At 37.1% G+C, this 23,033-nt stretch carries 26 protein-coding genes; 6 read left to right on the forward strand and 20 right to left on the reverse strand.

Features of this window, described 5'->3' with window-relative positions; all coding sequences use genetic code 11:
• Positions 1-146 precede the first annotated feature (146 nt).
• Positions 147-1,109, forward strand: coding sequence for a GIY-YIG nuclease family protein (locus IGJ46_RS07040; protein WP_002378390.1), 963 nt, complete (start codon positions 147-149; stop codon positions 1,107-1,109).
• A gap of 35 nt (positions 1,110-1,144) precedes the next feature.
• Here IGJ46_RS07040 and IGJ46_RS07045 read toward each other — a convergent pair whose 3' ends face one another.
• From IGJ46_RS07045 to IGJ46_RS07120, 16 genes are all read right to left on the reverse strand, one after another.
• A complete protein-coding gene (locus IGJ46_RS07045; RefSeq protein ID WP_002357307.1) occupies positions 1,145-1,501 on the reverse strand; it encodes a phage holin family protein in 357 nt (118 codons plus the stop codon).
• Complete coding sequence (locus tag IGJ46_RS07050) at positions 1,501-1,824, reverse strand: PspC domain-containing protein (protein ID WP_002357306.1); 324 nt, start codon at positions 1,822-1,824, stop codon at positions 1,501-1,503. Before IGJ46_RS07050 ends, IGJ46_RS07045 begins: the two co-directional genes overlap by 1 nt.
• 74 nt (positions 1,825-1,898) lie before the next feature.
• Complete coding sequence (liaX, locus tag IGJ46_RS07055) at positions 1,899-3,500, reverse strand: daptomycin-sensing surface protein LiaX (RefSeq protein ID WP_002360155.1); 1,602 nt, start codon at positions 3,498-3,500, stop codon at positions 1,899-1,901.
• Positions 3,501-3,708: 208 nt separating this feature from the next.
• Positions 3,709-4,386, reverse strand: a complete 678-nt coding sequence (gene phoU / locus IGJ46_RS07060; RefSeq protein WP_002357304.1) for a phosphate signaling complex protein PhoU — start codon at positions 4,384-4,386, stop codon at positions 3,709-3,711.
• A 14-nt stretch (positions 4,387-4,400) separates the two neighbouring features.
• A complete protein-coding gene (gene pstB, locus IGJ46_RS07065) occupies positions 4,401-5,159 on the reverse strand; it encodes a phosphate ABC transporter ATP-binding protein PstB (protein WP_002357303.1) in 759 nt (252 codons plus the stop codon).
• A gap of 10 nt (positions 5,160-5,169) precedes the next feature.
• Positions 5,170-5,979: a phosphate ABC transporter ATP-binding protein PstB gene (gene pstB / locus IGJ46_RS07070; RefSeq protein ID WP_002357302.1), complete on the reverse strand. Its 810-nt coding sequence runs from the start codon at positions 5,977-5,979 to the stop codon at positions 5,170-5,172.
• 16 nt (positions 5,980-5,995) lie between these two features.
• The gene (pstA, locus tag IGJ46_RS07075) at positions 5,996-6,880 is read right to left on the reverse strand and encodes a phosphate ABC transporter permease PstA (RefSeq protein WP_002357300.1); all 885 of its coding nucleotides are present in this window, start codon (positions 6,878-6,880) and stop codon (positions 5,996-5,998) included.
• Positions 6,880-7,800, reverse strand: a complete 921-nt coding sequence (gene pstC, locus IGJ46_RS07080; RefSeq protein ID WP_002357299.1) for a phosphate ABC transporter permease subunit PstC — start codon at positions 7,798-7,800, stop codon at positions 6,880-6,882. Before pstC ends, pstA begins: the two co-directional genes overlap by 1 nt.
• Before the next feature lie 122 nt (positions 7,801-7,922).
• Positions 7,923-8,777, reverse strand: coding sequence for a phosphate ABC transporter substrate-binding protein PstS (locus tag IGJ46_RS07085; RefSeq protein WP_218391119.1), 855 nt, complete (start codon positions 8,775-8,777; stop codon positions 7,923-7,925).
• Positions 8,778-8,952: 175 nt separating this feature from the next.
• Positions 8,953-9,837, reverse strand: a complete 885-nt coding sequence (gene ftsX, locus IGJ46_RS07090; protein WP_002364071.1) for a permease-like cell division protein FtsX — start codon at positions 9,835-9,837, stop codon at positions 8,953-8,955.
• The gene (gene ftsE / locus IGJ46_RS07095) at positions 9,830-10,516 is read right to left on the reverse strand and encodes a cell division ATP-binding protein FtsE (RefSeq protein ID WP_002361935.1); all 687 of its coding nucleotides are present in this window, start codon (positions 10,514-10,516) and stop codon (positions 9,830-9,832) included. Before ftsE ends, ftsX begins: the two co-directional genes overlap by 8 nt.
• 105 nt (positions 10,517-10,621) lie before the next feature.
• A protein-coding gene (prfB, locus tag IGJ46_RS07100; protein WP_111997025.1) for a peptide chain release factor 2 occupies positions 10,622-11,723 on the reverse strand; the annotation gives its coding sequence in 2 pieces (ribosomal slippage) (positions 10,622-11,650 and positions 11,652-11,723; 1,101 coding nt in all).
• 76 nt (positions 11,724-11,799) lie between these two features.
• Positions 11,800-14,337 carry a preprotein translocase subunit SecA gene (secA, locus tag IGJ46_RS07105; protein ID WP_002381826.1) on the reverse strand — a complete coding sequence of 846 codons (2,538 nt, stop codon included), beginning with the start codon at positions 14,335-14,337 and terminating at the stop codon, positions 11,800-11,802.
• Positions 14,338-14,592: 255 nt separating this feature from the next.
• Complete coding sequence (gene hpf / locus IGJ46_RS07110; protein WP_002357293.1) at positions 14,593-15,144, reverse strand: ribosome hibernation-promoting factor, HPF/YfiA family; 552 nt, start codon at positions 15,142-15,144, stop codon at positions 14,593-14,595.
• Between the two features lie 138 nt (positions 15,145-15,282).
• Complete coding sequence (locus tag IGJ46_RS07115) at positions 15,283-15,969, reverse strand: ComF family protein (RefSeq protein WP_218391120.1); 687 nt, start codon at positions 15,967-15,969, stop codon at positions 15,283-15,285.
• The gene (locus IGJ46_RS07120) at positions 15,959-17,275 is read right to left on the reverse strand and encodes a DEAD/DEAH box helicase (RefSeq protein ID WP_218391122.1); all 1,317 of its coding nucleotides are present in this window, start codon (positions 17,273-17,275) and stop codon (positions 15,959-15,961) included. Before IGJ46_RS07120 ends, IGJ46_RS07115 begins: the two co-directional genes overlap by 11 nt.
• 271 nt (positions 17,276-17,546) lie before the next feature.
• On the opposite strand from IGJ46_RS07120, the gene IGJ46_RS07125 reads away from it, so the two are divergent.
• Positions 17,547-18,263: an AAA family ATPase gene (locus IGJ46_RS07125; protein WP_010712529.1), complete on the forward strand. Its 717-nt coding sequence runs from the start codon at positions 17,547-17,549 to the stop codon at positions 18,261-18,263.
• Positions 18,264-18,587: 324 nt separating this feature from the next.
• Here the strand turns inward: IGJ46_RS07125 and IGJ46_RS07130 are convergent, their stop codons facing one another.
• Positions 18,588-18,923 carry a PTS sugar transporter subunit IIB gene (locus IGJ46_RS07130; protein WP_025193362.1) on the reverse strand — a complete coding sequence of 112 codons (336 nt, stop codon included), beginning with the start codon at positions 18,921-18,923 and terminating at the stop codon, positions 18,588-18,590.
• Between the two features lie 120 nt (positions 18,924-19,043).
• Positions 19,044-19,331 (reverse strand): DUF7662 domain-containing protein, encoded by a 288-nt coding sequence (locus IGJ46_RS07135; RefSeq protein WP_002357286.1) that lies wholly within the window; start codon positions 19,329-19,331, stop codon positions 19,044-19,046.
• Positions 19,332-19,400: 69 nt separating this feature from the next.
• Here IGJ46_RS07135 and IGJ46_RS07140 point away from each other — a divergent pair, with 69 nt between their 5' ends.
• From IGJ46_RS07140 to IGJ46_RS07155, 4 genes are all read left to right on the forward strand, one after another.
• Positions 19,401-20,135: a YigZ family protein gene (locus IGJ46_RS07140; RefSeq protein ID WP_002410598.1), complete on the forward strand. Its 735-nt coding sequence runs from the start codon at positions 19,401-19,403 to the stop codon at positions 20,133-20,135.
• The gene (locus IGJ46_RS07145; protein WP_002357284.1) at positions 20,125-20,358 is read left to right on the forward strand and encodes a DUF2829 domain-containing protein; all 234 of its coding nucleotides are present in this window, start codon (positions 20,125-20,127) and stop codon (positions 20,356-20,358) included. Before IGJ46_RS07140 ends, IGJ46_RS07145 begins: the two co-directional genes overlap by 11 nt.
• Positions 20,359-20,421: 63 nt before the next feature.
• Positions 20,422-21,207, forward strand: coding sequence for a 3-oxoacyl-ACP reductase (locus IGJ46_RS07150; RefSeq protein WP_002398738.1), 786 nt, complete (start codon positions 20,422-20,424; stop codon positions 21,205-21,207).
• Between the two features lie 145 nt (positions 21,208-21,352).
• Positions 21,353-21,874, forward strand: coding sequence for a QueT transporter family protein (locus IGJ46_RS07155; RefSeq protein WP_002385866.1), 522 nt, complete (start codon positions 21,353-21,355; stop codon positions 21,872-21,874).
• Positions 21,875-21,913: 39 nt separating this feature from the next.
• Here the strand turns inward: IGJ46_RS07155 and IGJ46_RS07160 are convergent, their stop codons facing one another.
• Both IGJ46_RS07160 and IGJ46_RS07165 read right to left on the reverse strand, forming a co-directional pair.
• The gene (locus IGJ46_RS07160; protein WP_218391123.1) at positions 21,914-22,648 is read right to left on the reverse strand and encodes a TIM44-like domain-containing protein; all 735 of its coding nucleotides are present in this window, start codon (positions 22,646-22,648) and stop codon (positions 21,914-21,916) included.
• A gap of 20 nt (positions 22,649-22,668) precedes the next feature.
• Positions 22,669-22,998: a DUF1648 domain-containing protein gene (locus IGJ46_RS07165; protein ID WP_002371050.1), complete on the reverse strand. Its 330-nt coding sequence runs from the start codon at positions 22,996-22,998 to the stop codon at positions 22,669-22,671.
• Positions 22,999-23,033 lie beyond the last annotated feature (35 nt).

The following is a 23,033-nucleotide window of genomic DNA, read 5'->3' on the forward strand; positions in this document are numbered from 1 at the left end:
TATTCACTAGATAATTCCTAGAATTATCATATTTTAAAAAAATGAAACTATTTTTCAGTGAAATTACCTATGCTATTTCTGTTACTTGACTATTTCAGAAAACTTTGTATACTTGAAGCCGATCCTTTTAAGAAAAGAGGAAACTTATGAAAGAATATTTAAAGGAAAAAGCCCATCAATTACCGTTAACACCGGGTGTTTATTTAATGAAAGACGCAACCGACACAATTATTTATGTGGGTAAAGCCAAAAAATTAAAAAATCGCGTGTCGAGCTATTTTATTAATAGTAATCAACATTCTCGAAAGACGATGCGTTTAGTCAAACAAATTATAGACTTCGATGTTCTCCATACTGACACAGAATTGGATGCGCTCCTTCTAGAATGTCAACTGATTCAACAGTATCGGCCGCGCTACAATCGCCAAATGAATGCTTATGAACAATATTCTTATGTATCGGTAGCCGTTAATGAGCGGCAATTAGAGATTAAACTCTTAAATATTCCCACTAAAGAGAACTGTTTTGGTCCTTATTCGATTCGCCGAAAATTAAACCGTTTAAAAATAATTTTGGATAGTATCTACGATCTCGTCCCAACCAACTATTGGCATCAAACCTTTCAAAAAGAGAGTGCCATTCCGACCGAACTATTTCAACAAGAATTGTTCGACTTTTTCCATAATCAAGGACGAGAACCAATCAAACGAATTGCTCAACAAATGCAAGAAGTTGCTGAAAAACAAGCCTTCGAAAAAGCGGCAAAACTCAAGGAAGATTGGCTCTTTCTGACGCGCTTTGCAAACCAAAATCAACGAATTAGTCAAGCTAACCAACGAGATTGGCAACTGATGTGGTTACCTTGTCAGAAAAAAATCAAATACTATTTAATTTACCAAGGCTTGGTGGTAGCAACACGTGTTGTAACTAAACAAACGTTTCAAAAATATTCATCGCTTGAACTAGCAAAAAAAATCATGCCCAAAAAACCACCGAAAACAATTGAGCATTACTCGAAGCAACAAGTTGATTTTTTAAACATTTTATATGGCTATATCAGCCGCCATCCAGAATGTCACCTAGAAAATTTAACCATCGAAAAAGCCTGAAGAACGCATTTTATGCTACGTTCTTCAGGCTTTTTTTATTCATATTTAGATAAATTGTGATCCGTAACGATCGTATTGACAATTGACATAATTACAGCCATTAGCACCGCTGCCCAAAAACTTGAGAAGCCAAAGTTCATTTCCCCCACAAAAAACGAGGTCATTTGTAAAATCGCTGCATTGACAACAAAGCTAAATAGACCAAACGTTAATAAAGTAAATGGGAGCGACAAGATTGTTAAGACTGGTTTCACCAACATATTTAGGATTGAGAGAACAAAGGCGGCAATAATTGCAGGCATTATGCCTCTCACATGAATCATGCCAGGAAAAACAACTGATAAAGAAATGAATGTCAGTGTATTAACAACCAATCGCTGAAAATATGTCATTAAAAGTCACTCCATTCGTCATCATCAATTTTTTCCGCTTCTTTACGTTGCTTTTTATTGGCAGCATAAGGATTTTCATTGCGAACATTTCTATTATAAGGATTTTGATGGCCGTAGCCGCGATCGCTTCCTGTTCTTCCAGAAGGGATCAAGACTGCTAAGGCAATGTATAAGAGAATGCCTGGAAATCCTGCTGAGAAAAAGCTGAGCAAGACATAAACGACACGAATAATTGTTGGGTCAATTCCTAGCCAATCAGCAATCCCAGCTAAGCTTCCTGTTAAAACCACGTTATTCGGAGATTTTGTTAGTTTTCTTTTCATATGTTTTCACCTCGTCTACTAAATTTTACACTAGAAAGGCTGATTCGTCAGCCCATCTAGCTTAAAATTATTAATTATTTATCCGTATCTTTTAGGAAAATACTTCCCGTTGTTGTAGAAGCATTAATTTGAGCCATTGATTCTTCCAGTACACGTCTAAAATGTAATTGTTGATTGCCGCGATCTTTCTTTTCACGAACAACTTCAATATCTGTTAAACGGCTGTTAATACTACCTAAATTAGTTTTCACTTGCCCTTCAACACCTAAGTCATTTGGCAAGGCCAATTTGATATTCCCATTTGCAGAGCTTGCTTCAACACGGCGAAGCGTTTTTTCTTTAGCTGTAATGCGGATATCTCCATTAATCAGAGAGACACTTAGACTTTCTGGTGCCGCGGAAATAGACACATCACCATTGACTGTTTCAATAATGTTATCTAAAATCGTTCCTTCTAGGACTTTAATTTCACCATTCACACCTTCAATTTCTAACATAGTTGCATCAATTTTTTTAAACGTAATCGTCCCATTCGTTGATTTTGTGTAAACATCTTTCGCTGTTAACTCTTCTACTAAGACATTTCCGTTTAATAATTTAACAGATACATGATCGTAAGTGCGTTTTGGTAAATAGAACGTTAAATCTGCTTTCACCCGTTTGTTTGGCACTTGGAAAGAAATCGTTTCATCATCCACATCAATGTCACTTCGTTCTAAGAAAGCTTCCATTGGTGAATCTCCTGCCATTTTACCATATAATTTGATTTTTGCTTCGACTTTCACATCTTCTTGATCCCAAGTTTTGAAAACCACGGTACCATTTGCTACCTTGACATCAATTAAACTTGCTTGTGGATTTGGATAGTTAAATTCATGTTCAAACTTAGTTGTTGCCACACCAGGAACTTTCATTTTAATGTCTTTCCATTCCACATTATCATTCATGGTGTCACTGAAAGAATTAAATGTTTTTTTCAAGAATTCTCCCACTTGGCCGCCAACTTCGGCAACTTTGCCGCCGACTTGGTTAAAGGTGTCTGTGGCTTGATCTTTCCACTCTTCAGAGAATTGAGAAGAAACTTTTTCTTTTGTATCATTCCATTGACCTTTCCATTGTTCTTTGCGAATGTTTTTTAGTTCTTCTTCCAGTGCTGTTTTTTCAGTACTTTGAGTCGCTAATTTTTCTTCTAATTGTGCAAGTAAAACGTGCAAGTCTTTTCGTTGAACTTGTTCATCTTCTGTTAATGCATCTAACTCTTCTTTTGTATCTAATGTTCCAATTTCTTCTGCGACTTCTTTAATTTCTTCTTTGATGCCGGCAATTTCTGCGTTGACTTCGTCCAATTCAGCCGAAGCACGATTGGCTTTTGTTGCTAACTCATCAAGAATTCTTTCTAAGTTTTCACGATCTTTTTCTGCACTGTCCTGTGTATTTTCTTCAAACGAATCAACAGTAGGTCCTTCTGATTCGCCTTTTTCTAATGCATCCATTAAATCTGCGACTTGATCTTCTTTATTTGTTGTTCCAATATTTTGTGTATCAACTTTTTCAGCAGCTTTTTCGATTTGTTTTTCATCTTTTTCAGTTGCCATATTTTCTAATAAAATTAACGCTTCTTCTGACGTTAGAATACCTTTTTTCACTAATTCTAATACGCGTTCTCTTTCTTTCATGGATATTGCCTCCTTAGCAAATTTTTCACTCAATAGTGTTTTCCTTACATGCATTATTATGCCTTGTTTTTGATCATTTGTCATAGGACTTAAGAACGATTTCTTCTCATTAGTAAGGACTAGTTTTATAAAATCAGTTCATTTTACGCTAAAAAAACTAGGAATTGGTCTAAAAAAGGCCGTCTCCTAGTTTTTTTATTTGTTTTTCTTAAAATTGTTCGTCACGATTACTATTCAATTCGGTAATTTTACCAGTTGCCAAGTAAACAATCCACTCACAAATATTTGTGACATAGTCGCCAATTCTTTCCAAGTATTGTGCCACATGTAGATAATCAGTTCCGCTAATGACCGTTTCTGGATTAGCTTTCATTGCTTCTACGGCATGTTTGTAAATACTATCGAAATATTCATTAGTACGATCATCCATTTGTGCAATCATTCGTGCATCTTTTTGATCCGTTTTAACATAGGCGATTAAAACATTATCCACCATTTTTTTCACATAATCAGACATATCTGAAATTTCTTTTTCAATTTCAGGAATACGTGTTTCTCCTTTTAAGCGAATCGTTGATTTAGCAATTGAAACGGCATGGTCCGCCATTCTTTCTAAATCCGAACTAGCTTTCATAACAGTGATAATCATACGTAAGTCTGTTGTCACTGGTTGTTGTAACGCAATCATTTCAAAACTCTTTTTCTCAAGTTTGACTTCCATATCATTGATTTCAATATCGCGATCAATCACTTCTTGAGCTAATTTTTTATCATGATTAATATATGCCTTCACGGATTTATGGACGGCACTACTAACCATCATACCCATTTCATAAAATTGATTGTGCAGATTCAATAGTTCTTCTTCAAATTGTGTCCGTAACATTCTTTTTCCCCCTTTTAACCAAATTTACCAGAAATGTAATCTTCTGTTTGTTTTTCTTTTGGATTTAAAAATACTTTTTTCGTGTCATTAAATTCAATTAAATCACCTTGTAAAAAGAAGGCCGTTTTATCAGAGATCCGTGATGCTTGCGACATATTATGTGTCACCATAATCATGGTATATTTCTCTTTTAATGTTAACAGCATGTTTTCAATTTTACCACTAGAAACTGGGTCCAAGGCGCTAGTTGGTTCATCTAATAAAATAATATCTGGTTCCACAGCTAAAACACGAGCGATACAAACCCGCTGTTGTTGTCCACCAGAAAGTGAAAGTGCACTTTTGTGAAGTTTATCTTTGACATCCTCCCAAACGGCAGCTGCTTTCAAACTGGTTTCAACTGCTTCATCTAAGACTTGCTTGTCTTTGACTCCTTTTAGGCGCAAGCCATAAATCACATTTTCATAAACTGAAAATGGAAATGGATTAGGTTGTTGGAAAACCATCCCAATTTCTTTACGTAATTCAACGTTATCTGTTTTCGGTCCATAAATATCTTTTCCTTTATAGACAACACTTCCAGTAATAGTTACATCTGGAATTAAATCATTCATACGATTCAAGCAACGTAAATACGTTGATTTCCCGCAACCAGAAGGACCAATCATGGCAGTTAATTCTCCTTGATTAAAAGTTAAATCAATGCCTTTCAATGCTTCTTTTTTCCCGTAATATAAATGTAAATCTTTTGATGAAATAATTTCTTTGCCCATCTTGCTCCTCCTAACCAAAATGTCCTGAAACGTAGTCTTCCGTTGCTTGAATTTTTGGTCGTGTAAAGATTTTTCTTGTATGGTCGTATTCAATGACTTTACCCATATAGAAGAAAGCTGTATAGTCACTAATCCGCGCCGCTTGTTGCATGTTATGTGTCACAATGATGATCGTGTAATCATCTTTTAAATTCACTAACGTTTCTTCAACCGTTCCTGTTGAAATCGGATCTAACGCGCTTGCCGGTTCATCTAACAATAAAATATCTGGTTTCATCGCAATTGCCCGAGCGATACACAAACGTTGTTGTTGCCCACCAGACAGAGCTAAGGCGCTTTTGTTTAAGTTATCTTTCACTTGATCCCAAAGTGCGGCTTGCTTCAAACTTGTTTCAACGATTTCATCTAATTTTTTCTTATCCTTTTCACCATGCTGTTTCAATGCGAATGTGATATTTTCATAGATAGATTTACTAAATGGATTGGGCCGCTGAAAAACCATGCCAATGCGTTTTCTCATTTCGTAGACGTCAACTTCTTTCGTATTGACATCGACATCTTTATACATGATTTTTCCAGTAACACGTGAATTGGCAATGCCATCGTTCATACGATTTAGCGAACGTAAATACGTGGATTTACCGCAACCAGAAGGTCCAATTAAGGCGGTTATTTTGTTCTTTTCAAATTGCAAATCAACACCTTTGATAGCCTCATTGTCCCCGTAAAAGACATGTAAGTCTTCCGTGTGTAACGCAATCGGGTCTTTTTGGCTATCTAGTTGAAGTAAATGGGTATCATTTAAATTGTATTCTTTCATGCTAATTCCCCTAACATTAAGCTGATGTCATTCTCTTATAAAGACGGTTGCCGATAAAACGAGCGCCGAAATTGAAAAGTAAAACTACTAAAATTAACACAGCGGAGGCACCTGCTGAGACCGCAGCGCCATCTGGCATCGTTCCTTCGGTATTAATTTTCCAAATATGCACAGCCAACGTTTCCGCTTGACGGAAAATGCTAATTGGACTTGAAACGCTCAATGGATTCCAATTACTGAAATCTAAGGCAGGTGCGCTTTGTCCTGCTGTATAAATTAACGCAGCGGCTTCACCGAAAATCCGACCAGAACTCAAAATAACACCTGTCAAAATTCCTGGTAACGCTTCTGGCAAAATAACTTTTTTAACTGTTTCCCAACGTGAAAGACCTAAGGCTAACCCCGCTTCACGCTGTGTATAATGAATGGCTTTCAAAGATTCCTCAACATTTCTAGTCAATAATGGTAAGTTAAAAAATGTTAATGCTAACGCACCTGATAAGATTGAAAAGCCATATCCGATTTGTACAACGAAAATCAAGAAGCCGAACAGCCCGACAACAACGGAAGGCAATGAACTTAAAATTTCAATCGAGGTACGAATTAAATCAGTTAACCAATTCTTTTTCGCATATTCCGATAAGTAAATTCCAGCACCCAATGAAATTGGAATACTAATAATCATTGTAATCAATAGTAAATATAGTGAGTTAAAAAGCTGAATACCAATCCCACCACCAACTTGATAGGCTCTGGATGGTTGTGTTAAAAATTCCCACGAAATATGTGGAATTCCTCTAGCTAAAATGTAAATCAGTAAGGCCGCCAAAATTAAAACAATGACGCCAGATACGGCATATAAGATACCTGTTGCGATTTTATCTGCTTTTTTTGCATTCATTATTTTAAGGCTCCTCTCTTACCGATAATTCGGATAACAATGTTGAATAGTAAAGACATCAACAATAGAATCAAGGCTAAAGACCAAAGAACGTTGTTTTCAACTGTTCCCATAATTGTATTCCCAATCCCCATTGTCAAAATACTTGTTAGTGTCGAAGCTGGTGTTGTCAAACTAGTTGGCATCACAGCTGCATTTCCGATTACCATTTGGATTGCTAAGGCTTCACCAAACGCACGAGCCATACCAAAGACAACCGCAGTTAAAATACCAGGCACAGCTGCCCGCAAGACAACTTTATAAATCGTTTGCCAACGCGTAGCACCAAGCGCCAACGACGCTTCACGATAATGTCTAGGCACGGCTTTTAATGCATCTACGGTCATCGTAGTGACCGTTGGTAAAATCATGACAAATAGCACAAACGTACCAGCTAAAATACCGAAGCCAGTTCCGCCAAAGATTGAACGGACAAAAGGAACAATGACAGATAAACCAATAAATCCATAAACAACAGAGGGAATCCCTACAAGTAATTCAATAACTGGTTGTAAAAATTTCGCTCCTTTTTTTGGTGAAATTTCTGTCATAAAAACAGCCGCTCCAATCGCAAATGGCGTCGCAACAATCGCTGACAAAAACGTTACAATAAAGGAACCCGCAATCATTGGTAAAGCCCCAACCATGGGTTTACCGTCTGCGCCGATATCACTTGGGTTCCAGTTTGTTCCAAATAAGAAATCAAACACATTAATCTTATCTTTAAAGAATGTAGCAAGTCCTTTACTTGCAACAAAATAGAAAATTGAAACAACCACTGCTACAATTAAGGCAATACATAGGAAACTAATAAATTTCCCTCGTTGCTCCATCTTGGCTCTTTTCGATTTTGTTAATAATTTTTTCTGTACATCTTCCAAGAATATTTCCTCCTCAAACAATCCAACTTTTACAGATAAAAATAGTGTACCTTTTTTACATCAATTTGTTTTTAATAACATGTAAATTTTATGTTAAGTTTGTAAATTTTGTGTTAAGAGAATTATTTAATGACATTTCCTTGCCAATCCCGTTCAATTTCCATTTTCGAAACAGGAATATACCCTAATTGACCAATCACACGTTCTTGGATATCATCTGACAACATAAAGTCTAAAAACTCTTTGGTTAAATCACTTGGATTTTTACGAGTGTACATGTGTTCATAAGACCAAATAATCCATTTATTGTTCATTACATTTTCATCTGTTGGCTGAACACCATCAATACTTAACGTAGCTACTTCATCAGTAACATATGAAAATGCGGTATAACTAATCGCTCCTGGTGTATCAGAAACAATGGAACGAACCATGCCGCTGGAATCTTGTTCTTGCGCACGAATGGCTGTTTTATCTCCCAAGACCCACTTTTCAAAAGTAGCGCGCGTACCACTACCGGCCGCTCTGTTCAAAATAACAATTTTTTGGTCTTTCCCGCCAAGTTCTTTCCAGTTTGTTACTTCACCTAAAAAGATTTTCTTTAAATTTTCCATTGTGATATCTTTGACACCGACATTTTTGTTAACGATTGGTGTAATCCCAACGACAGCAACTTTATGATCAATTAAGTCTTCCGCTTTGATGCCCTTTTTCTCTTCTGCAAATAAATCAGAATTACCAATGTTTACCGCGCCAGATTGGACTTGACTCAGACCTGTTCCGCTTCCGCCACCTTGGACATTAATAAATCTTCCCGGATTTTGGCTTTGATATTCCTCACTCGCTGTCTCTACTAATGGTTGTAAAGCTGATGAGCCTACCGCTGTGATGGATTCACCACGATCAATCCATTTTGCACATCCTGTCAAAGTAAGTATACTTGCCAAACCAATAAATAATAGCAATCTTTTTTTCATCGATTCATTATTCCTCCAATTAATTTCAATCTATTCTATTTTACCATTATATGTAGGACTTGAAAATTATAAGTTATCAATTTGTTGGTACAACTGAGAAAACTCTTAAATTAAATAACAAGTATTTTAAAAATAAAACAAAAAAAGCTCTCCAAAATGGAGAGCTTTTTTTCGTTTAAATTTTCAAGAAACGACGCATTGAAATAACTGAACCTAGTGATCCAATAATCATTCCTGTTGCAATCATTAATAGATTAACTTTCCAGATAAAATCTTCTGGACGAATTAATGAATAATTCGAACGCAATAACTGCGGGTTAAACATGTTATAAACTTGATGGTAGCCTAACGTCATAATGATGACTGGCACGATTGCGCCAATCAACCCAATCCAAGCACCTTCTAAGAAGAACGGCCAACGAATGAAACTGTTTTTCGCTCCTACAAGACGCATAATTTGGATTTCTTTTTGACGAGATAAAATCGTAATCCGAATGGTGTTGGAAATTAAGAACACTGCAACGAATAAAAGTAATGCAGCAGCTGCTAAGCCCCAAGTTCGAACGGTTTGAGCGATTTTAAAGATTTTGTCTGAGTTTACACCACCGTAATCGGCTTTAAAAACACTTGGGAATTTAGCTGCTTGTTTCGCAATATCTTTCGTGTCTTCTGGTGTTTTTGCACGGACATAATACACGTCGTATAATGGGTTACTGTCGCCTTCGAAAAGATTCCAGGCATCCCCCATTTGTTCTTGGATTTTTTTCAATTGTTGATCTTTGTTTGAATAAGAAATATCTTCAACATTGTCTAATCCTTTAAGTTGTTTTTCTAATGTTTTCATTTCATTTTGTTTTGTACCAATATCGACAAAGACAGACACTGTCACGTTTTTTTCGATATCATCAGCAAGTTTCGTTGCATTAAAAATAACGCCCATAAAAATACCAACTAAAACTAATGTAATTGTAACCGCACTTGCTGAGGCAACAGTCATCCAACCGTTCCGTTTTAAACTTTTGATACTTTCAAATAAATGAGAAAAGAATGTTCTAATCATCGTAGCCGTATTCTCCTTCCACTTGGTCACGGATAATGCGACCATTTTCAATGGCAATAACACGGTGACGAATCGTATTTACAATTGTACTATTATGCGTTGCCATCACGACTGTTGTTCCTTGTGCGTTAATCCGGTCCAACAATTTCATGATTTCCCATGAATTCTCTGGATCTAAGTTCCCAGTTGGTTCATCGGCAATTAAAACTTTCGGTGTATTTACGATTGCTCGTGCAATGGATACCCGTTGCTGTTCCCCACCAGAAAGTTCGCTTGGAAAAACACGTACCTTATGTTTTAGACCGACTAAATCTAAAACTTCCATCACGCGTTTTTTGATTTCGCGAGGACGTCGTCCGATAACTTGCATCGCATAGGCCACGTTCTCATACACAGTTTTCTTTGGTAATAGTTTATAGTCTTGGAAAACGATGCCGATTTCACGACGTAAATAAGGAACTTCTTTATTTTTTATTTTCATTAAATCATGACCTGCAACTGTCAAATTACCTTTTGTTGCTTTTTCTTCACGATACATTAATCTAATAAAGGTTGATTTCCCTGCACCTGAGGGACCAACCACATAGACGAACTCGCCTTGGTCAATCTCTACTGAAATATTTCGAATCGCTGTTGTACCATTCGAATATTTCTTCATTACATCTTTCATTTCAATCATGGCGTTCTCTCCATCTCTTTTTTCTTCAATCCTACTTATTATAACATGTGAATATTGCAAACTTCTTGCATTAAGTTACATTTTTATTTCAATTTAATGAAGAGCTTAACTTAAGCGCTGTTTTAAGTAGGCATCAATGAAACCATCAAGGTCTCCATCCATCACAGCTTGTACATTGCCGGTTTCGTAATTTGTCCGATGGTCTTTGACCATTGAATACGGATGGAACACGTAAGAACGGATTTGTGAGCCCCAACCAATTTCCATTTGTTCACCACGTAAACTTGCTGCTTCTTGAGCTTTCTTTTCCATTTCCAATTGATATAATTTGGCTTTTAACATACTCATTGCTTGCTCACGGTTTTTTAATTGAGAACGTTGTGCTTGGCTTGCGACAACGGTGCCTGTTGGAATATGTGTAATTCGAACAGCCGATTCTGTTTTATTAATATGCTGACCACCAGCACCACTTGCTCGATAGGTATCAATTTTTAAGTCATCTGGATTGATCGCAATCTCTATTGTATCGTCTAATTCAGGCATTACATCAACTGAACAAAACGAAGTATGACGGCGTTTGGCGGAATCAAAGGGCGAAATCCGCACAAGACGATGGACACCTTTTTCAGATTTTAGGTAACCATAAGCATTGTAACCTTTGATTAATAAGGTGACACTTTTAATCCCTGCTTCATCTCCAGCTTGGTAATCCAACGTTTCAACTTGGAAACCGTGACTTTCTGCCCAACGTGTGTACATTCGTAAAAGCATACTTCCCCAATCTTGTGATTCAGTACCACCGGCACCAGGGTGTAATTCAATTAGGGCGTTATTATGATCATATGGCTCATTTAGTAGTAAGGATAGCTCATACGTTGTTAAACGTTCTTGCAAGAGATGAATTCTTTCTTCCAATTCTTCTTGAATCTCTGCATCATATTCTTCTTGTTGTAATTCAAACATCACCGTTAATTCGTCAAGTTCCTCAGAGAGCTGATGAAATTGTTGATATTTTTCTTTCAAACTATTGGTTTCGTTAATTAGCTTTTGAGCCGTTTCTGTGTTGTCCCAAAAACCAGGTTCTCCCATCCGATTTTCCGCCTCGGCAATGTCTTCTTCTAACTGGTCTAAGTCAAAGAGACCTCCTGAAGCTAGTAATTTTTTGTGTCATTTCGTCTAATAATGTACGAATTTCTGGGTTTTCCAAAATGATTCCTTCTTTCTCTTTATTGTAAAAAGAGCAAAGGCGGGACAAATTGCCCCACCCTGCGTTTTTTCTTTAATTAAGCGTTTCTTCCATGACAATTTTTGAATTTTTTGCCACTTCCGCATGGGCATAAATCATTACGGCCCACTTTTTTATCTACACGCACAGGTTGACGCTTCGCACTTGTGTTGCTTTGTGCAGCTGCATCTTGTTCTGTTTCTGGATGTTCCGCTTGTCCTTGAGCTACTTGCTCACGTTGGACATTTTGGCGAATTTCCGATTTCATGAATAAACGTGTTACTTCATATTCGATTGAACCCACCATATTGTTATACATAGAATAACCTTCTGTTTGATATTCTACTAATGGGTTGTTTTGACCGTACGCACGTAAGCCGACAGATTGGCGTAATTGATCCATTGCATCAATGTGATCTGTCCATTTAGTATCGACGACACGCAAGATGACAACTTTTTCAAATTCTAGCAGTTGTTCTTGACCATTCAATTGTTGAGATTTTTCTTCAAATACTTCTTGCGCACGTGCCACTAAGTAGTCTTTGATTTCTTCAGCTGATTTATTTTCTAAATCTTTTTTAGAAATCGTATCTTCATGGACAAGTGTTGAGGCTGCAAAATCGACAATCCCATCTAAATTCCATTCTTCTTTTTCTAATTGTGTATGGCTATCCACCACTCGGCCAATCGTCCGTTTTACCATGCCCATCAATACATCAGACAAGTCATTTTCTTCCATAATTACTTCTTGTCGTTGCGCATAAATAACTTCACGTTGCTCGCGCATCACGTCATCGTATTGTAAGACATTTTTACGTGTGTCATAGTTATTTCCTTCCACACGTTTTTGAGCAGACTCTACTTGGCGAGTAAACATTTTACTTTGAATAACTGCATCTTCTTCTTGCACATTCATTCGTTCTAAGAATGTTTTAATTCGTTCTGAACCAAAGCGTTTCATTAAGTCATCTTCTAAAGATAAATAAAATTGTGAAACCCCTGGATCCCCTTGACGTCCTGCACGTCCACGCAACTGATTATCAATACGACGTGACTCATGACGTTCTGTCCCGATAACCGCTAGACCACCTAGTTCAAGTACACCTAAACCAAGTTTAATATCCGTTCCACGACCAGCCATATTTGTTGCAATTGTAACTGCGCCTTTTTGACCGGCATTCATAATGATTTCGGCTTCTTTAAAGTGATTTTTCGCATTTAATACTTCATGAGGAATTTTAGCTGCGTTTAATTTATCAGAAAGTAATTCTGACGTTTCTACCGCAACAGTCCCCACCAACACTGGTTGCCCTTTGTGGTAACGTTCTTTAATATCTTCCACCACTGCATTAAATTTACTTTCTAAGGTTGGATAAAGTAAATCTGGACGATCGTCACGGATAATTGGACGATTGGTTGGGATTTGAATGACTTGAATATTGTAAATTTCACGGAATTCTTCTTCTTCTGTTTTAGCAGTACCAGTCATCCCGGCTAGTTTTTTGTACATCCGGAAGTAGTTTTGGAACGTAATCGTCGCCATTGTTTTTGTTTCATCTTCAATTTCGACGCCTTCTTTTGCTTCAATCGCTTGATGCAAGCCATCAGAATAACGACGACCATCCATGATACGACCAGTAAATTGGTCAACAATTAAGACTTTATTGTCTTGAACCACGTAATCAATGTCTAGTAACATGATATAGTTTGCCCGTAACGCTTGATCTAAATGGTGCGTTAATGCTGTATTTTCAATATCGTACAGGTTATCCAATCCGAAAGTTTGTTCAGCTTTTTCAATACCTGCTTCTGTTAAACCAATTGTTTTAGACTGAATATCAATTTTGTAATCTTCGTCTTCTTTTAAGCGTTTGACAAAATTATCGGCACGCGTATAGAGTGCTGTCGATTTTTCAGCTTGTCCAGAAATAATTAATGGGGTTCTTGCTTCATCAATTAAGATTGAATCCACTTCATCGACAATTGCATAGTTTAATGGACGTTGAACCATTTGGCTGCGATAAACAACCATGTTATCACGCAAATAGTCAAATCCTAATTCGTTATTTGTACTATAAGTGATATCACAGTTATACGCTTCGCGTTTTTCATCAGAAGATTTAGAGTTAATGTTTAAACCAACGCTTAAGCCTAAGAAATTATATAATTCTCCCATTTCGTTAGAGTCACGGGTTGCTAAGTATTCATTAACTGTAACAACGTGTACTCCTTCACCAGATAGTGCATTCAAGTATACAGGCATTGTGGCAGTCAAGGTTTTCCCTTCACCTGTTCTCATTTCAGGAATGTTCCCGTCATGAAGCACAATCCCACCCATTAATTGGACACGGTATGGGAATAAACCTAGTACACGTTTAGCAGCTTCACGGACAACCGCAAACGCTTCTGGTAATAGTTCGTCTAAGGTTTCCCCTTTTTGATAACGGGCTTTAAATTCATCTGTTTTTTCACGTAATTGTTCATCGCTTAGTTGTTCCATTGCACTTGCATGTGCATCAATTTTATCGGCGATTTTTTCTAATCGTCTTAATTCTTTTTTATCGTTTTCGATCATTTTTTTCAAAAAATTTGCCATTGGTATCTGTGTTCCTTTCAATTACCTCTTTTTATTTTTGTATCCTTTTTGTACAAGAAGCACAATCTATCCGTTTTATTTTATCATTACTTGACGAGAAAGAAAACCATTTCTCTCTATTTTGCAGACATTTTCCTTTAAAAGATGAACTTTTAAAGTTATTTTATGTATTTCTTTATTTTTTCTTTACTCCGTGCTTTAAAGATGTTTAAAGAGCTGAAATGCACGAAGGCATTTCAGCTCTTATTTTAAGCTTTAGTCTGTTTCAATCAAGCCATATTTGCCATCTTTACGACGGTAAACAATGCTTGTTCCATTTGTTTCGGCATCTTCAAAAATAAAGAAGTTGTGTCCTAACATGTTCATTTGTAAAACAGCTTCTTCACTGTCCATCGGTTTTAATGATAGACGTTTTGTACGAACGATGTCTAATTCTGAAGGTGTTTCTTCTGTTTCTTCACCAACTAAGAAGACAGCGGCTTTTGTATTGTTACGTCCTGTTTCACGAGATTTTCTGTTGATTTTTGTTTTAAATTTACGAATTTGTCGTTCTAATTTATCGACAACCAAATCAATACTTGCGTATAAATCAGGTGACGTTTCTTCAGCTCGTAAAACTAGATAAGGAAGAGGAATAGTAACCTCGACTTTGGCTGTTTTTTCAGTGTACACTTTCAAATTCACGTGAACCGTTGCTTCAGGTGAATCGCTGAAATATCTTTCTAATTTACCGACTTTTTTCTCAACATAGTCTCGAATCGCTTCGGTTACCTCGATATTTTCTCCACGTACATTATATCTAAACATAACAATTACCCCTTTCATCTACCAGTAAAGAAAAGATTAAAGGACCACTCTTTAATTCCCTTCTTCTTAATTTCATTATATCGAATAATCTGGGTTTTGCCAACAAAATAGTCATCAAATTTATGAATTCTTTTCTTTTTACCGCGCGAGAGTAAACGTATTCAAACTTTTAGGATAACAGTCATTGATAACAGCAGCTGCGTGGAAAAGAGTTCGTCCAGTGGTATAGATGTCATCCACCAAAATAACAGAACAATTTTTTAATTTTTTTTGGTTTTCTTTTTGGATGGCAAATGGTTGTTGCAACTGCATCCTTTCCTTTCTAGTTTTCTTAGATTGCGGAACATTTTCCTCTTTTCTAATTAAAAAAGGGCTGTACGGAACATCAGCCGCTTCTAGTAAGCCAATTACTTGGTTGAAGCCTCGTTCTTGCATTCGTTTTTCGGATAAGGGTACCGGAATAATATAGTCCGCAGATTGTTGCTGAAAGTAAAAGTTGATTTCCTCATTAAAACACGTTCTTAAGCGGTAGTCTCCTTGAAATTTATAGCGTTCCATCCACTCTTGCATTCCTTCATCATAATGAAACAACGCTGCATTATGAAAAGAATACTCTGGATAAAGCAGCTGCCACCTTTGACAATCAAAACAATAATGCTCTTGGCTGACGCGACTACAGCCAAAACAAGTGCCTGTCATTGGCAGTTTCTGGAACTTTGCTTGGCAGTGCTGGCAAAGTGAAGGGCTCATCCATTTTTTAAAACGTAAGAGCATTTTTAATGTTATCTCCAAACGAATGGGGCTTGCGCAATTTTTACAATCCATCTAACATCCCTCGTTTGCTAGCCAAGCGATTCATTTGCTTTATTTGCCGAATTGCCTCTTTCATGTCTCTTGTTTCCCCATCATGTAAAAATAAAACTTCGCCGTAATTGAATTCTTGTCTTCGATCGACTCGGCCCGCAATTTGGACAAGTGTTGAAGAAGTGAAGACTCGATGATTGGCACCATAAACAATAACTGAGACTGCATCAAAAGTCACACCACGTTCTAAAATGGTTGTAGTGATCAAAATATCCGTTTTCTGCTGACGCATTGCTTGAACTTTTTCTAGGCGAAGCTCATCACTACCATAAACGGCGACAACTTCTTTGTCGGAAAATCGCTCAGCTATTAATGCATGCAATTGGTGAATTAATGGAATGCTTGGGCAAAATAATAAAACTGAATTACGCACCAATAAACGTTTCAAATGATGTGCAATGATTTTAATATTTTTGGTAGAAATACGTTGCCACGACTGAACCCAAAATCGGCGTGGCACAGGTAATGGCCTACGATGATATCTTGCTGGCAAAATACTGGCCGCTAACTTCTTTTGCTGTAAAAGCTTCCGTAATTCTTTCGTAGGGGTTGCTGTTAAGTACACCAAACTACTTCTTTTTTTTCGTGCGTTACGCACTCCATAATAAAGATGCTCGTTATTAACAAAAGGAAAAGAGTCGACTTCATCAACGATAAGTAAATCAAACGCTTGATGGAATTTCAATAATTGATGGGTGGTGCAAATCACTAGTTTCGTATAACGATACGCTTCTTGACTGTTTCCATGAAGTAAAGCAATTGCTTCGTGAGGAAAAACCGCTTGGATTCTGGGAAACAGTTCTAAGCAAACATCGACACGCGGCGAAGCCAGCGCAATCCGCCCCCCTTCTTGTAAGGTTTGGTGCAAAACAGCAAATAACATTTCTGTTTTGCCTGCACCTGTAACTGCCCACACTAAGCGATTCTCTCTTATTTTTACCGTCTCACAAAGTTCAACTGAGATCGCTTGCTGTCCCTTTGTTAATTGTCCAGACCACTCAAAAAAGACAGTTCTTGGGCTATTGGGCCTTTCTGGTAAATGACAAAATTTTTGACAAGAAGTCACACGGCCTAATTGAATGCACGCATGACAGTAGTATACATTTGTCGCTAGTCTATTTTCTTTTTTTGATACGACTTCCCCGCACCGCTGACATTGAATTGTTAGGGGTGAACGCTCTAACATTGTTGGTAAATAAACCAGTTTTGTCTGTATTGAACGTTCTGTTTCTTCAATAATTATTTTACGTCCATGCAAATCTTCCATGTTAACCACCTCAATTATAAAATACGCATTTCTCTAGCTTTTTTGCGAAAAAGGAAATCTCCCACCGTTATCTTTCTATTCTTATCTAGTCGTTACCTACTAAACAAACTCTTGATACGCTTTATTGTTTACACGAATCTTCCACTTTCGACTTACCTATATGCAGATTTTTTATAACAAATTTATCTACCTTTAAAGAAAAATTAATGTTAAAGTATATCTAGTAATCCAAGCTTTAATTTGAAAAGACTAGAAAGGAGCAAGCTTTATCATGGAAAATATTTTTTTAAAAAGACTAGAACTCAAAGCTTTTGAAGAAGATTCTGTTTTTTCAAAAATTGAAGGGCTGAATAAATTTAATTCACTAAATTTTAAAAAACCTATTACTTTTTTTTCAGGTGAAAATGGAACTGGAAAATCCACTTTATTAGAAGCAATCGCAGTCAATTGGGGATTTAATCCTGAAGGCGGTAGTATTAATTTTAATTTCTCTACAAACGATACTCACTTGGATTTACATAATTATTTAACTGTTGCAAAAAGTGTAAAGCGTGCTACGGATGGCTTCTTTTTAAGAGCTGAAAGTTTCTATAATGTTGCTACATATGCAGAAAATATAGACTTAGATTTTTCTGAATATGGCGATAAATCCCTACATCATCAATCACACGGCGAAAGTTTTTTGAATCTGGTGAACCATCGGTTTAGAGGAAATGGTCTGTACCTGTTAGATGAACCTGAAGCGGCTCTCTCACCTCAACGCCAACTAGCCTTAATGATATCTATAAAAAAACTAATTGATGAGGGGTCTCAGTTTATTATTGTCTCTCATTCACCTATATTACTTGCAATGCCTGACTCACAAATCATTTCTTTTGATAAAGATAGTCCTTTAGAAATCACGTATGAAGAAAGTATGCCTTATGAAATAACCTCATTATTTTTAAACAACAAAAACAGAATTCTCTCTCATTTATTTGCTGAATAAGTCTGTTATTCGAATTGCTTATGCCATACTATAATGACTCGTATATAATAATATTGTTAATCATTCTTTGAATTACTACTTTCAGACTACGGAAAAAGGCGTTTATTATTCAGAAAATAGATTGTTAAGTATGTTTTTTTAGTATCTAGATTAAAGTAAAAAATTAAAGACAGTTGTCTTTCTCTAGCTCGCAGGACTAATTTCGGCTCTATAATTTATTGAACTGATAAACCAGAATGACTGCCTCAGCTCAATTCCAATTAACTATAATCATAAAAAAAGACAAGTTGCTTTTTCGAAGATTCTCGAAAAAACAACTTGTTTTTACTCTTTTTTATCTGCTTGTGCTAACAAACCCAAGGCTTGTTCCAACACTTTTTCCCCGTTCATTAAGCCGTAATCAGACATGCTAATGACATCTGTTGGGATACCTTTTGGTGATAGACGCTTTTCAAAATCACTCTTCATATAACGAACTTGTGGACCTAACAATAACACATCGACTGGATTATTTTCTAAATTTGTGTCTGCTTCCGATGCAGAAGCCGCAAATATATGGGCATCTAAGCCTTGATTAAATGCTGCTTTTTGCATTTTTGTAACAAGTAAACTAGTACTCATTCCTGCGGAGCAAACTAACATAATTGTTTTTTTTGACATTTTAACAGCCCCTTTTACCATTGCCTTTTTCAATTTTCAACATTATCTATTAAAAATATTATAGTGTAAAGTTAATTTTTGTCAATCATTCTTGTTTTTTAAAGCGGATACAATCTTGGTTTAAACGTACCAAGCTGATTTCAGTAATTTATTAAATACCACATATTCTTTTTCCAAATTCACTTGAACTACTTGGTAACTCGCGTTCAACCAACCATAAGCGCCTTTTTCTGGATGCTTATAATCGTTCGCCCACCAATCGACATCTGTCTTAGCAGTTTTTGGTAAACCAGAATGAGGGAATAACAATTCATCAAACTGGGTAAAGGTCAAGGTAACTTGGGAACCGCCATTCGTTTTCAAATAATGAGTAATTGTATCATATTTTTTCTGTCGTGTATGTACCATTTTCCAGCGCCTCCCTTTTCTCTATCATACCTTATTATAACGTTTTTTTCCAAAAATCTCACAAAAAAGATGAGAGAAAAAGTTGCTATTCAGTTGATTCTTTTTTATACTGACTTTATTACGAGAGAAAAGGATGCCCATATGTTAGAAAGCTATATTACAGTCAAACAAGATGGTTTCAGCGAGATTGAAATCAAGAAATCGCGGTTTATCTGTTCTGTAAAGCGCGTAACATCAGAAGAAGAAGCAAAAGCCTTTATCGCCGCAATAAAAAAAGAACATTGGAAAGCCAATCATAATTGTAGTGCTTTTGTTATCGGCGAAAAAAATGACATTCAGAGGAGCAGCGATGACGGCGAACCTAGTGGCACTGCTGGTGTTCCAATGCTGGAAGTCTTAAAGAAAAAAGAGTTAATCAACGTAGTGGCTGTTGTCACTCGTTATTTTGGCGGAATAAAATTAGGCGCTGGTGGTTTAATCCGAGCATATAGTCATGCTCTTTCCCACACTTTAGATGAAATTGGTTTAGTCATTGGCAAATTGCAACAAGAACTATTGATTACGATCGCCTATCCTTTATTAGGAAAAGCCCAAGCCTTTTTAGAACATAGTCCCTACACGCTTAAAGAAACTATTTACACAGAGTCTATTCAGTTAATTTGTTTAGTAGATGAACAAGCAACAGAAACATTTATAGCTGAAATGACGGATTTACTTAACGGTCAGTTGACAATTGAAAAAGGCGCAACGAGCTATCACGAACTACCATTTAACGAAAAAGGAGCACAAGCAAATGACATTTGAAGAAGTATTGCCACAGATTAAAGCAGGAAAAAAAGCCGTACGTAAAGGCTGGAGCGGTTTCGAACTTTTTATTGAATTACGTGATGAAATTGGCACCTCCGAAGGTGAATTTTTACAAGTTACCCCGTATTTTTTAATCAAAACTTCTGATGAAGGCTACAGCATGTTTTCACCAACACCCTGTGATGTCTTAGCAGAAGATTGGGTGATTGTTGAAGCATAACTACACGCATAAGGTCTGGCAGATTACGGCGATTGCTCGTTCTTCCAGACCTTAATTTTATAAATGTTTAAAGGAGTTTTTCTTATGCCAAAAGAATTTGAAACAAAACGGGTGCTTGTAACCGGTGCAGCTTCAGGGATTGGCCAAGCACAAGCAATTGCCTTTGCTGAGCAAGGTGCTGAAGTTATTGGCATCGACCTAGACGAAACGGGGTTAAAGCAGACAGCCGCACTGGTTGACCCAGATTCTGCTAAGTCGTTTACTTATTTTGTCGGTGATGTGTCTTCTCCCTCATTTGTGCAAGCCACGATGAAACAAATTGTGAAAAACAACGGCCAAATTGATATTTTATTAAATACGGCAGGTATTTTAGATGATTATCGCCCTTCTCTAGAAACTTCGGAAGCTTTATGGGATCAAATTTTAGCAACCAATTTAAAAAGTGTCTTTTTAGTGACCAATGCCATATTACCTTATTTCCTCCAACAAAAAAAAGGAGTAATCGTTAATATGGCATCTATCGCTGGCTTAGTAGCTGGGGGTGGCGGCGCAGCGTACACTGCCTCCAAACACGCAATCATCGGGTATACAAAACAACTTTCCTACGATTATGCCAAATTAGGCATTCGAGCAAATGCGATTGCGCCAGGTGCCATCCAAACACCCATGAACGCAGCTGATTTTGCAGGAGAAGGTGAAATGGCTACTTGGGTAGCAAGTGAAACACCTGCGGGCCGTTGGGCACAGCCACAAGAGGTGGCAAAACTTTCATTATTTCTAGCTAGTGATGACGCTGATTATATCCATGGCACAGTTATGACCATTGATGGTGGTTGGACCATGAAATAAAAAGACTTTACAGAGTGTCTGTTCTTCAGTAACATGTAACACAGTGAGGCAACTCACACCATAACACTTCAGTTGGCTTTACTGCCCTTCCTTTGGTTATGGTTATCACTAAAACACGTCGTTGTTTTATAAAGGAGAATCTCAAATGAATCATTCATCAAATCCACAAACCAGTACGTGGTCAGCTACGGCTTTGGCTAAAATGGCGCTGGTTACCGCTTTGTATGTCGTTGTCACTGTACTTCTCGCTCCGCTTAGTTTTGGTCCGATACAGCTTCGTCTTGCCGAATTATTTAATTATTTAGGCGTTTTTAACAAGCGATATATCTGGTCCATTACGTTAGGGGTTGCGATTGCCAACACCGCTTCGCCTCTTGGTATCATCGATATAGTCATCGGTAGCGCTGGGACGTGCGCAGTCTTATGGATTGCCTATTTTGCGACAAAAAATCAGCAAAATTTATTGATTAAACTAATGCTGACGGCCATTCTTTTTGCTTTGTCCATGTTCACTGTCGCCGGACCTTTAACGTTCTTTTATCAGTTACCTTTTTGGTACACATGGTTGACCGTTGGACTTGGTGAACTTCTTTCAATGACAGTCGGCGGTATCCTGATTTACGTATTAAATAAAAAAATACAGCTTGTAAAACGCATCGAAGAATAAAAAAGCGCTTGGGATTTAAACCCCAAGCGCTTTTTAGCACTATCCTTTAGGTTGAATGAAGTCTGCTTGCCATTTTCCAAGGGATGGATTGTAATCAAAATACCAAAGTTGTGAAAAATATTGTTTTTGATGCTTGTATCCTGATAAAACACGACCGCTTTGAGTATCTTCCTCGTAGTCAATACAAGAAAAATGAAGCATCAGTGAAAAACTGGTTTCACTAATATGATGATAATTCGAAGCTGGCGCTACTTTCACTTTTTTTACATGATTTCTGATGCCCGCTTGTTGATTTGCTTGTAATACTGCAAGATGTTTTTGATAAAGTTTTTCTGTATAGTTATCTTTGACTACAGACAAATTTTCTTGATCCCACGCTTGTTGTATTTCTAAAAACGTTTGTTGTATTTCTTTTAAGAGTGCCTTTTTTTCTTTTGATGTTCCAGGTAATGCTGCCCACATTTCTTGAAAAGCGTCTTCATCGACTGGTTGATTTCTACGGCGTCTTTGCCAAATCATCGCGCCCCCAAAAAGAACAAAAAACACTGTTGAAATTAAGCCTTCCAGTGGCGTTGTGTTGCTGTTCCCGGTCTCGTTATGATGAACATAACTTCTTGATCCATCACCGCTTGGCGAAAAACCATTCGAGGGATTACCTCCGCTTGGACTTTCTACACGTCCGCCGCCATAGCCACCAGCTACAGCCGCCGCTTGATTAGGCCATAAACAAAAGGCCATGGCACAACCCACAAAAACTAAAATTAACTTTCTCATTTTCTCACCTTTCGACCCCTTCAAACCAACAAATGAATAAATAGACGCAGAATACTAAACAAAGCGCCAAGATTAACAATGATTAATAATACCTTCAGCCATCTGCCATATGGTTGTACTGATTGATAACTTCGTTGATAAATACTCAAGCCAAACAGGACCGCTGGCCACATAAATATACTAGATCTTGGGCCAAACGAATTACCCTCGCCCCAAAAATTCACATGAATGGGCACATGAGCTGGTAAATCAGGATAGACCACCGCACTTAATAATAGTAAACTGACTGCTAAAATACTTGTAACAATAAACAACCGCTGACTAACTTTTTCAATCTGCTTCTCTCTCATTATTTTAGCTTTCTCCTCTAGTTTAATGATGGATA

It is taken from the genome of Enterococcus sp. AZ120, assembly GCF_050546165.1.
Taxonomy (GTDB): Bacteria; Bacillota; Bacilli; order Lactobacillales; family Enterococcaceae; genus Enterococcus; species Enterococcus faecalis.

Excerpts from the sequence above, each read along its gene's own strand:
- IGJ46_RS07040 (WP_002378390.1), top strand. The coding sequence starts at position 147 with ATGAAAGAATATTTAAAGGAAAAAGCCCATCAATTACCGTTAACACCG.
- IGJ46_RS07045 (WP_002357307.1), bottom strand. The coding sequence starts at position 1,501 with ATGACATATTTTCAGCGATTGGTTGTTAATACACTGACATTCATTTCT.
- IGJ46_RS07050 (WP_002357306.1), bottom strand. The coding sequence starts at position 1,824 with ATGAAAAGAAAACTAACAAAATCTCCGAATAACGTGGTTTTAACAGGA.
- liaX (WP_002360155.1), bottom strand. The coding sequence starts at position 3,500 with ATGAAAGAAAGAGAACGCGTATTAGAATTAGTGAAAAAAGGTATTCTA.
- phoU (WP_002357304.1), bottom strand. The coding sequence starts at position 4,386 with ATGTTACGGACACAATTTGAAGAAGAACTATTGAATCTGCACAATCAA.
- pstB (WP_002357303.1), bottom strand. The coding sequence starts at position 5,159 with ATGGGCAAAGAAATTATTTCATCAAAAGATTTACATTTATATTACGGG.
- pstB (WP_002357302.1), bottom strand. The coding sequence starts at position 5,979 with ATGAAAGAATACAATTTAAATGATACCCATTTACTTCAACTAGATAGC.
- pstA (WP_002357300.1), bottom strand. The coding sequence starts at position 6,880 with ATGAATGCAAAAAAAGCAGATAAAATCGCAACAGGTATCTTATATGCC.
- IGJ46_RS07085 (WP_218391119.1), bottom strand. The coding sequence starts at position 8,777 with ATGAAAAAAAGATTGCTATTATTTATTGGTTTGGCAAGTATACTTACT.
- ftsX (WP_002364071.1), bottom strand. The coding sequence starts at position 9,837 with ATGATTAGAACATTCTTTTCTCATTTATTTGAAAGTATCAAAAGTTTA.
- ftsE (WP_002361935.1), bottom strand. The coding sequence starts at position 10,516 with ATGATTGAAATGAAAGATGTAATGAAGAAATATTCGAATGGTACAACA.
- secA (WP_002381826.1), bottom strand. The coding sequence starts at position 14,337 with ATGGCAAATTTTTTGAAAAAAATGATCGAAAACGATAAAAAAGAATTA.
- hpf (WP_002357293.1), bottom strand. The coding sequence starts at position 15,144 with ATGTTTAGATATAATGTACGTGGAGAAAATATCGAGGTAACCGAAGCG.
- IGJ46_RS07115 (WP_218391120.1), bottom strand. The coding sequence starts at position 15,969 with ATGGATTGTAAAAATTGCGCAAGCCCCATTCGTTTGGAGATAACATTA.
- IGJ46_RS07120 (WP_218391122.1), bottom strand. The coding sequence starts at position 17,275 with ATGGAAGATTTGCATGGACGTAAAATAATTATTGAAGAAACAGAACGT.
- IGJ46_RS07125 (WP_010712529.1), top strand. The coding sequence starts at position 17,547 with ATGGAAAATATTTTTTTAAAAAGACTAGAACTCAAAGCTTTTGAAGAA.
- IGJ46_RS07130 (WP_025193362.1), bottom strand. The coding sequence starts at position 18,923 with ATGTCAAAAAAAACAATTATGTTAGTTTGCTCCGCAGGAATGAGTACT.
- IGJ46_RS07135 (WP_002357286.1), bottom strand. The coding sequence starts at position 19,331 with ATGGTACATACACGACAGAAAAAATATGATACAATTACTCATTATTTG.
- IGJ46_RS07140 (WP_002410598.1), top strand. The coding sequence starts at position 19,401 with ATGAGAGAAAAAGTTGCTATTCAGTTGATTCTTTTTTATACTGACTTT.
- IGJ46_RS07145 (WP_002357284.1), top strand. The coding sequence starts at position 20,125 with ATGACATTTGAAGAAGTATTGCCACAGATTAAAGCAGGAAAAAAAGCC.
- IGJ46_RS07150 (WP_002398738.1), top strand. The coding sequence starts at position 20,422 with ATGTTTAAAGGAGTTTTTCTTATGCCAAAAGAATTTGAAACAAAACGG.
- IGJ46_RS07155 (WP_002385866.1), top strand. The coding sequence starts at position 21,353 with ATGAATCATTCATCAAATCCACAAACCAGTACGTGGTCAGCTACGGCT.
- IGJ46_RS07160 (WP_218391123.1), bottom strand. The coding sequence starts at position 22,648 with ATGAGAAAGTTAATTTTAGTTTTTGTGGGTTGTGCCATGGCCTTTTGT.
- IGJ46_RS07165 (WP_002371050.1), bottom strand. The coding sequence starts at position 22,998 with ATGAGAGAGAAGCAGATTGAAAAAGTTAGTCAGCGGTTGTTTATTGTT.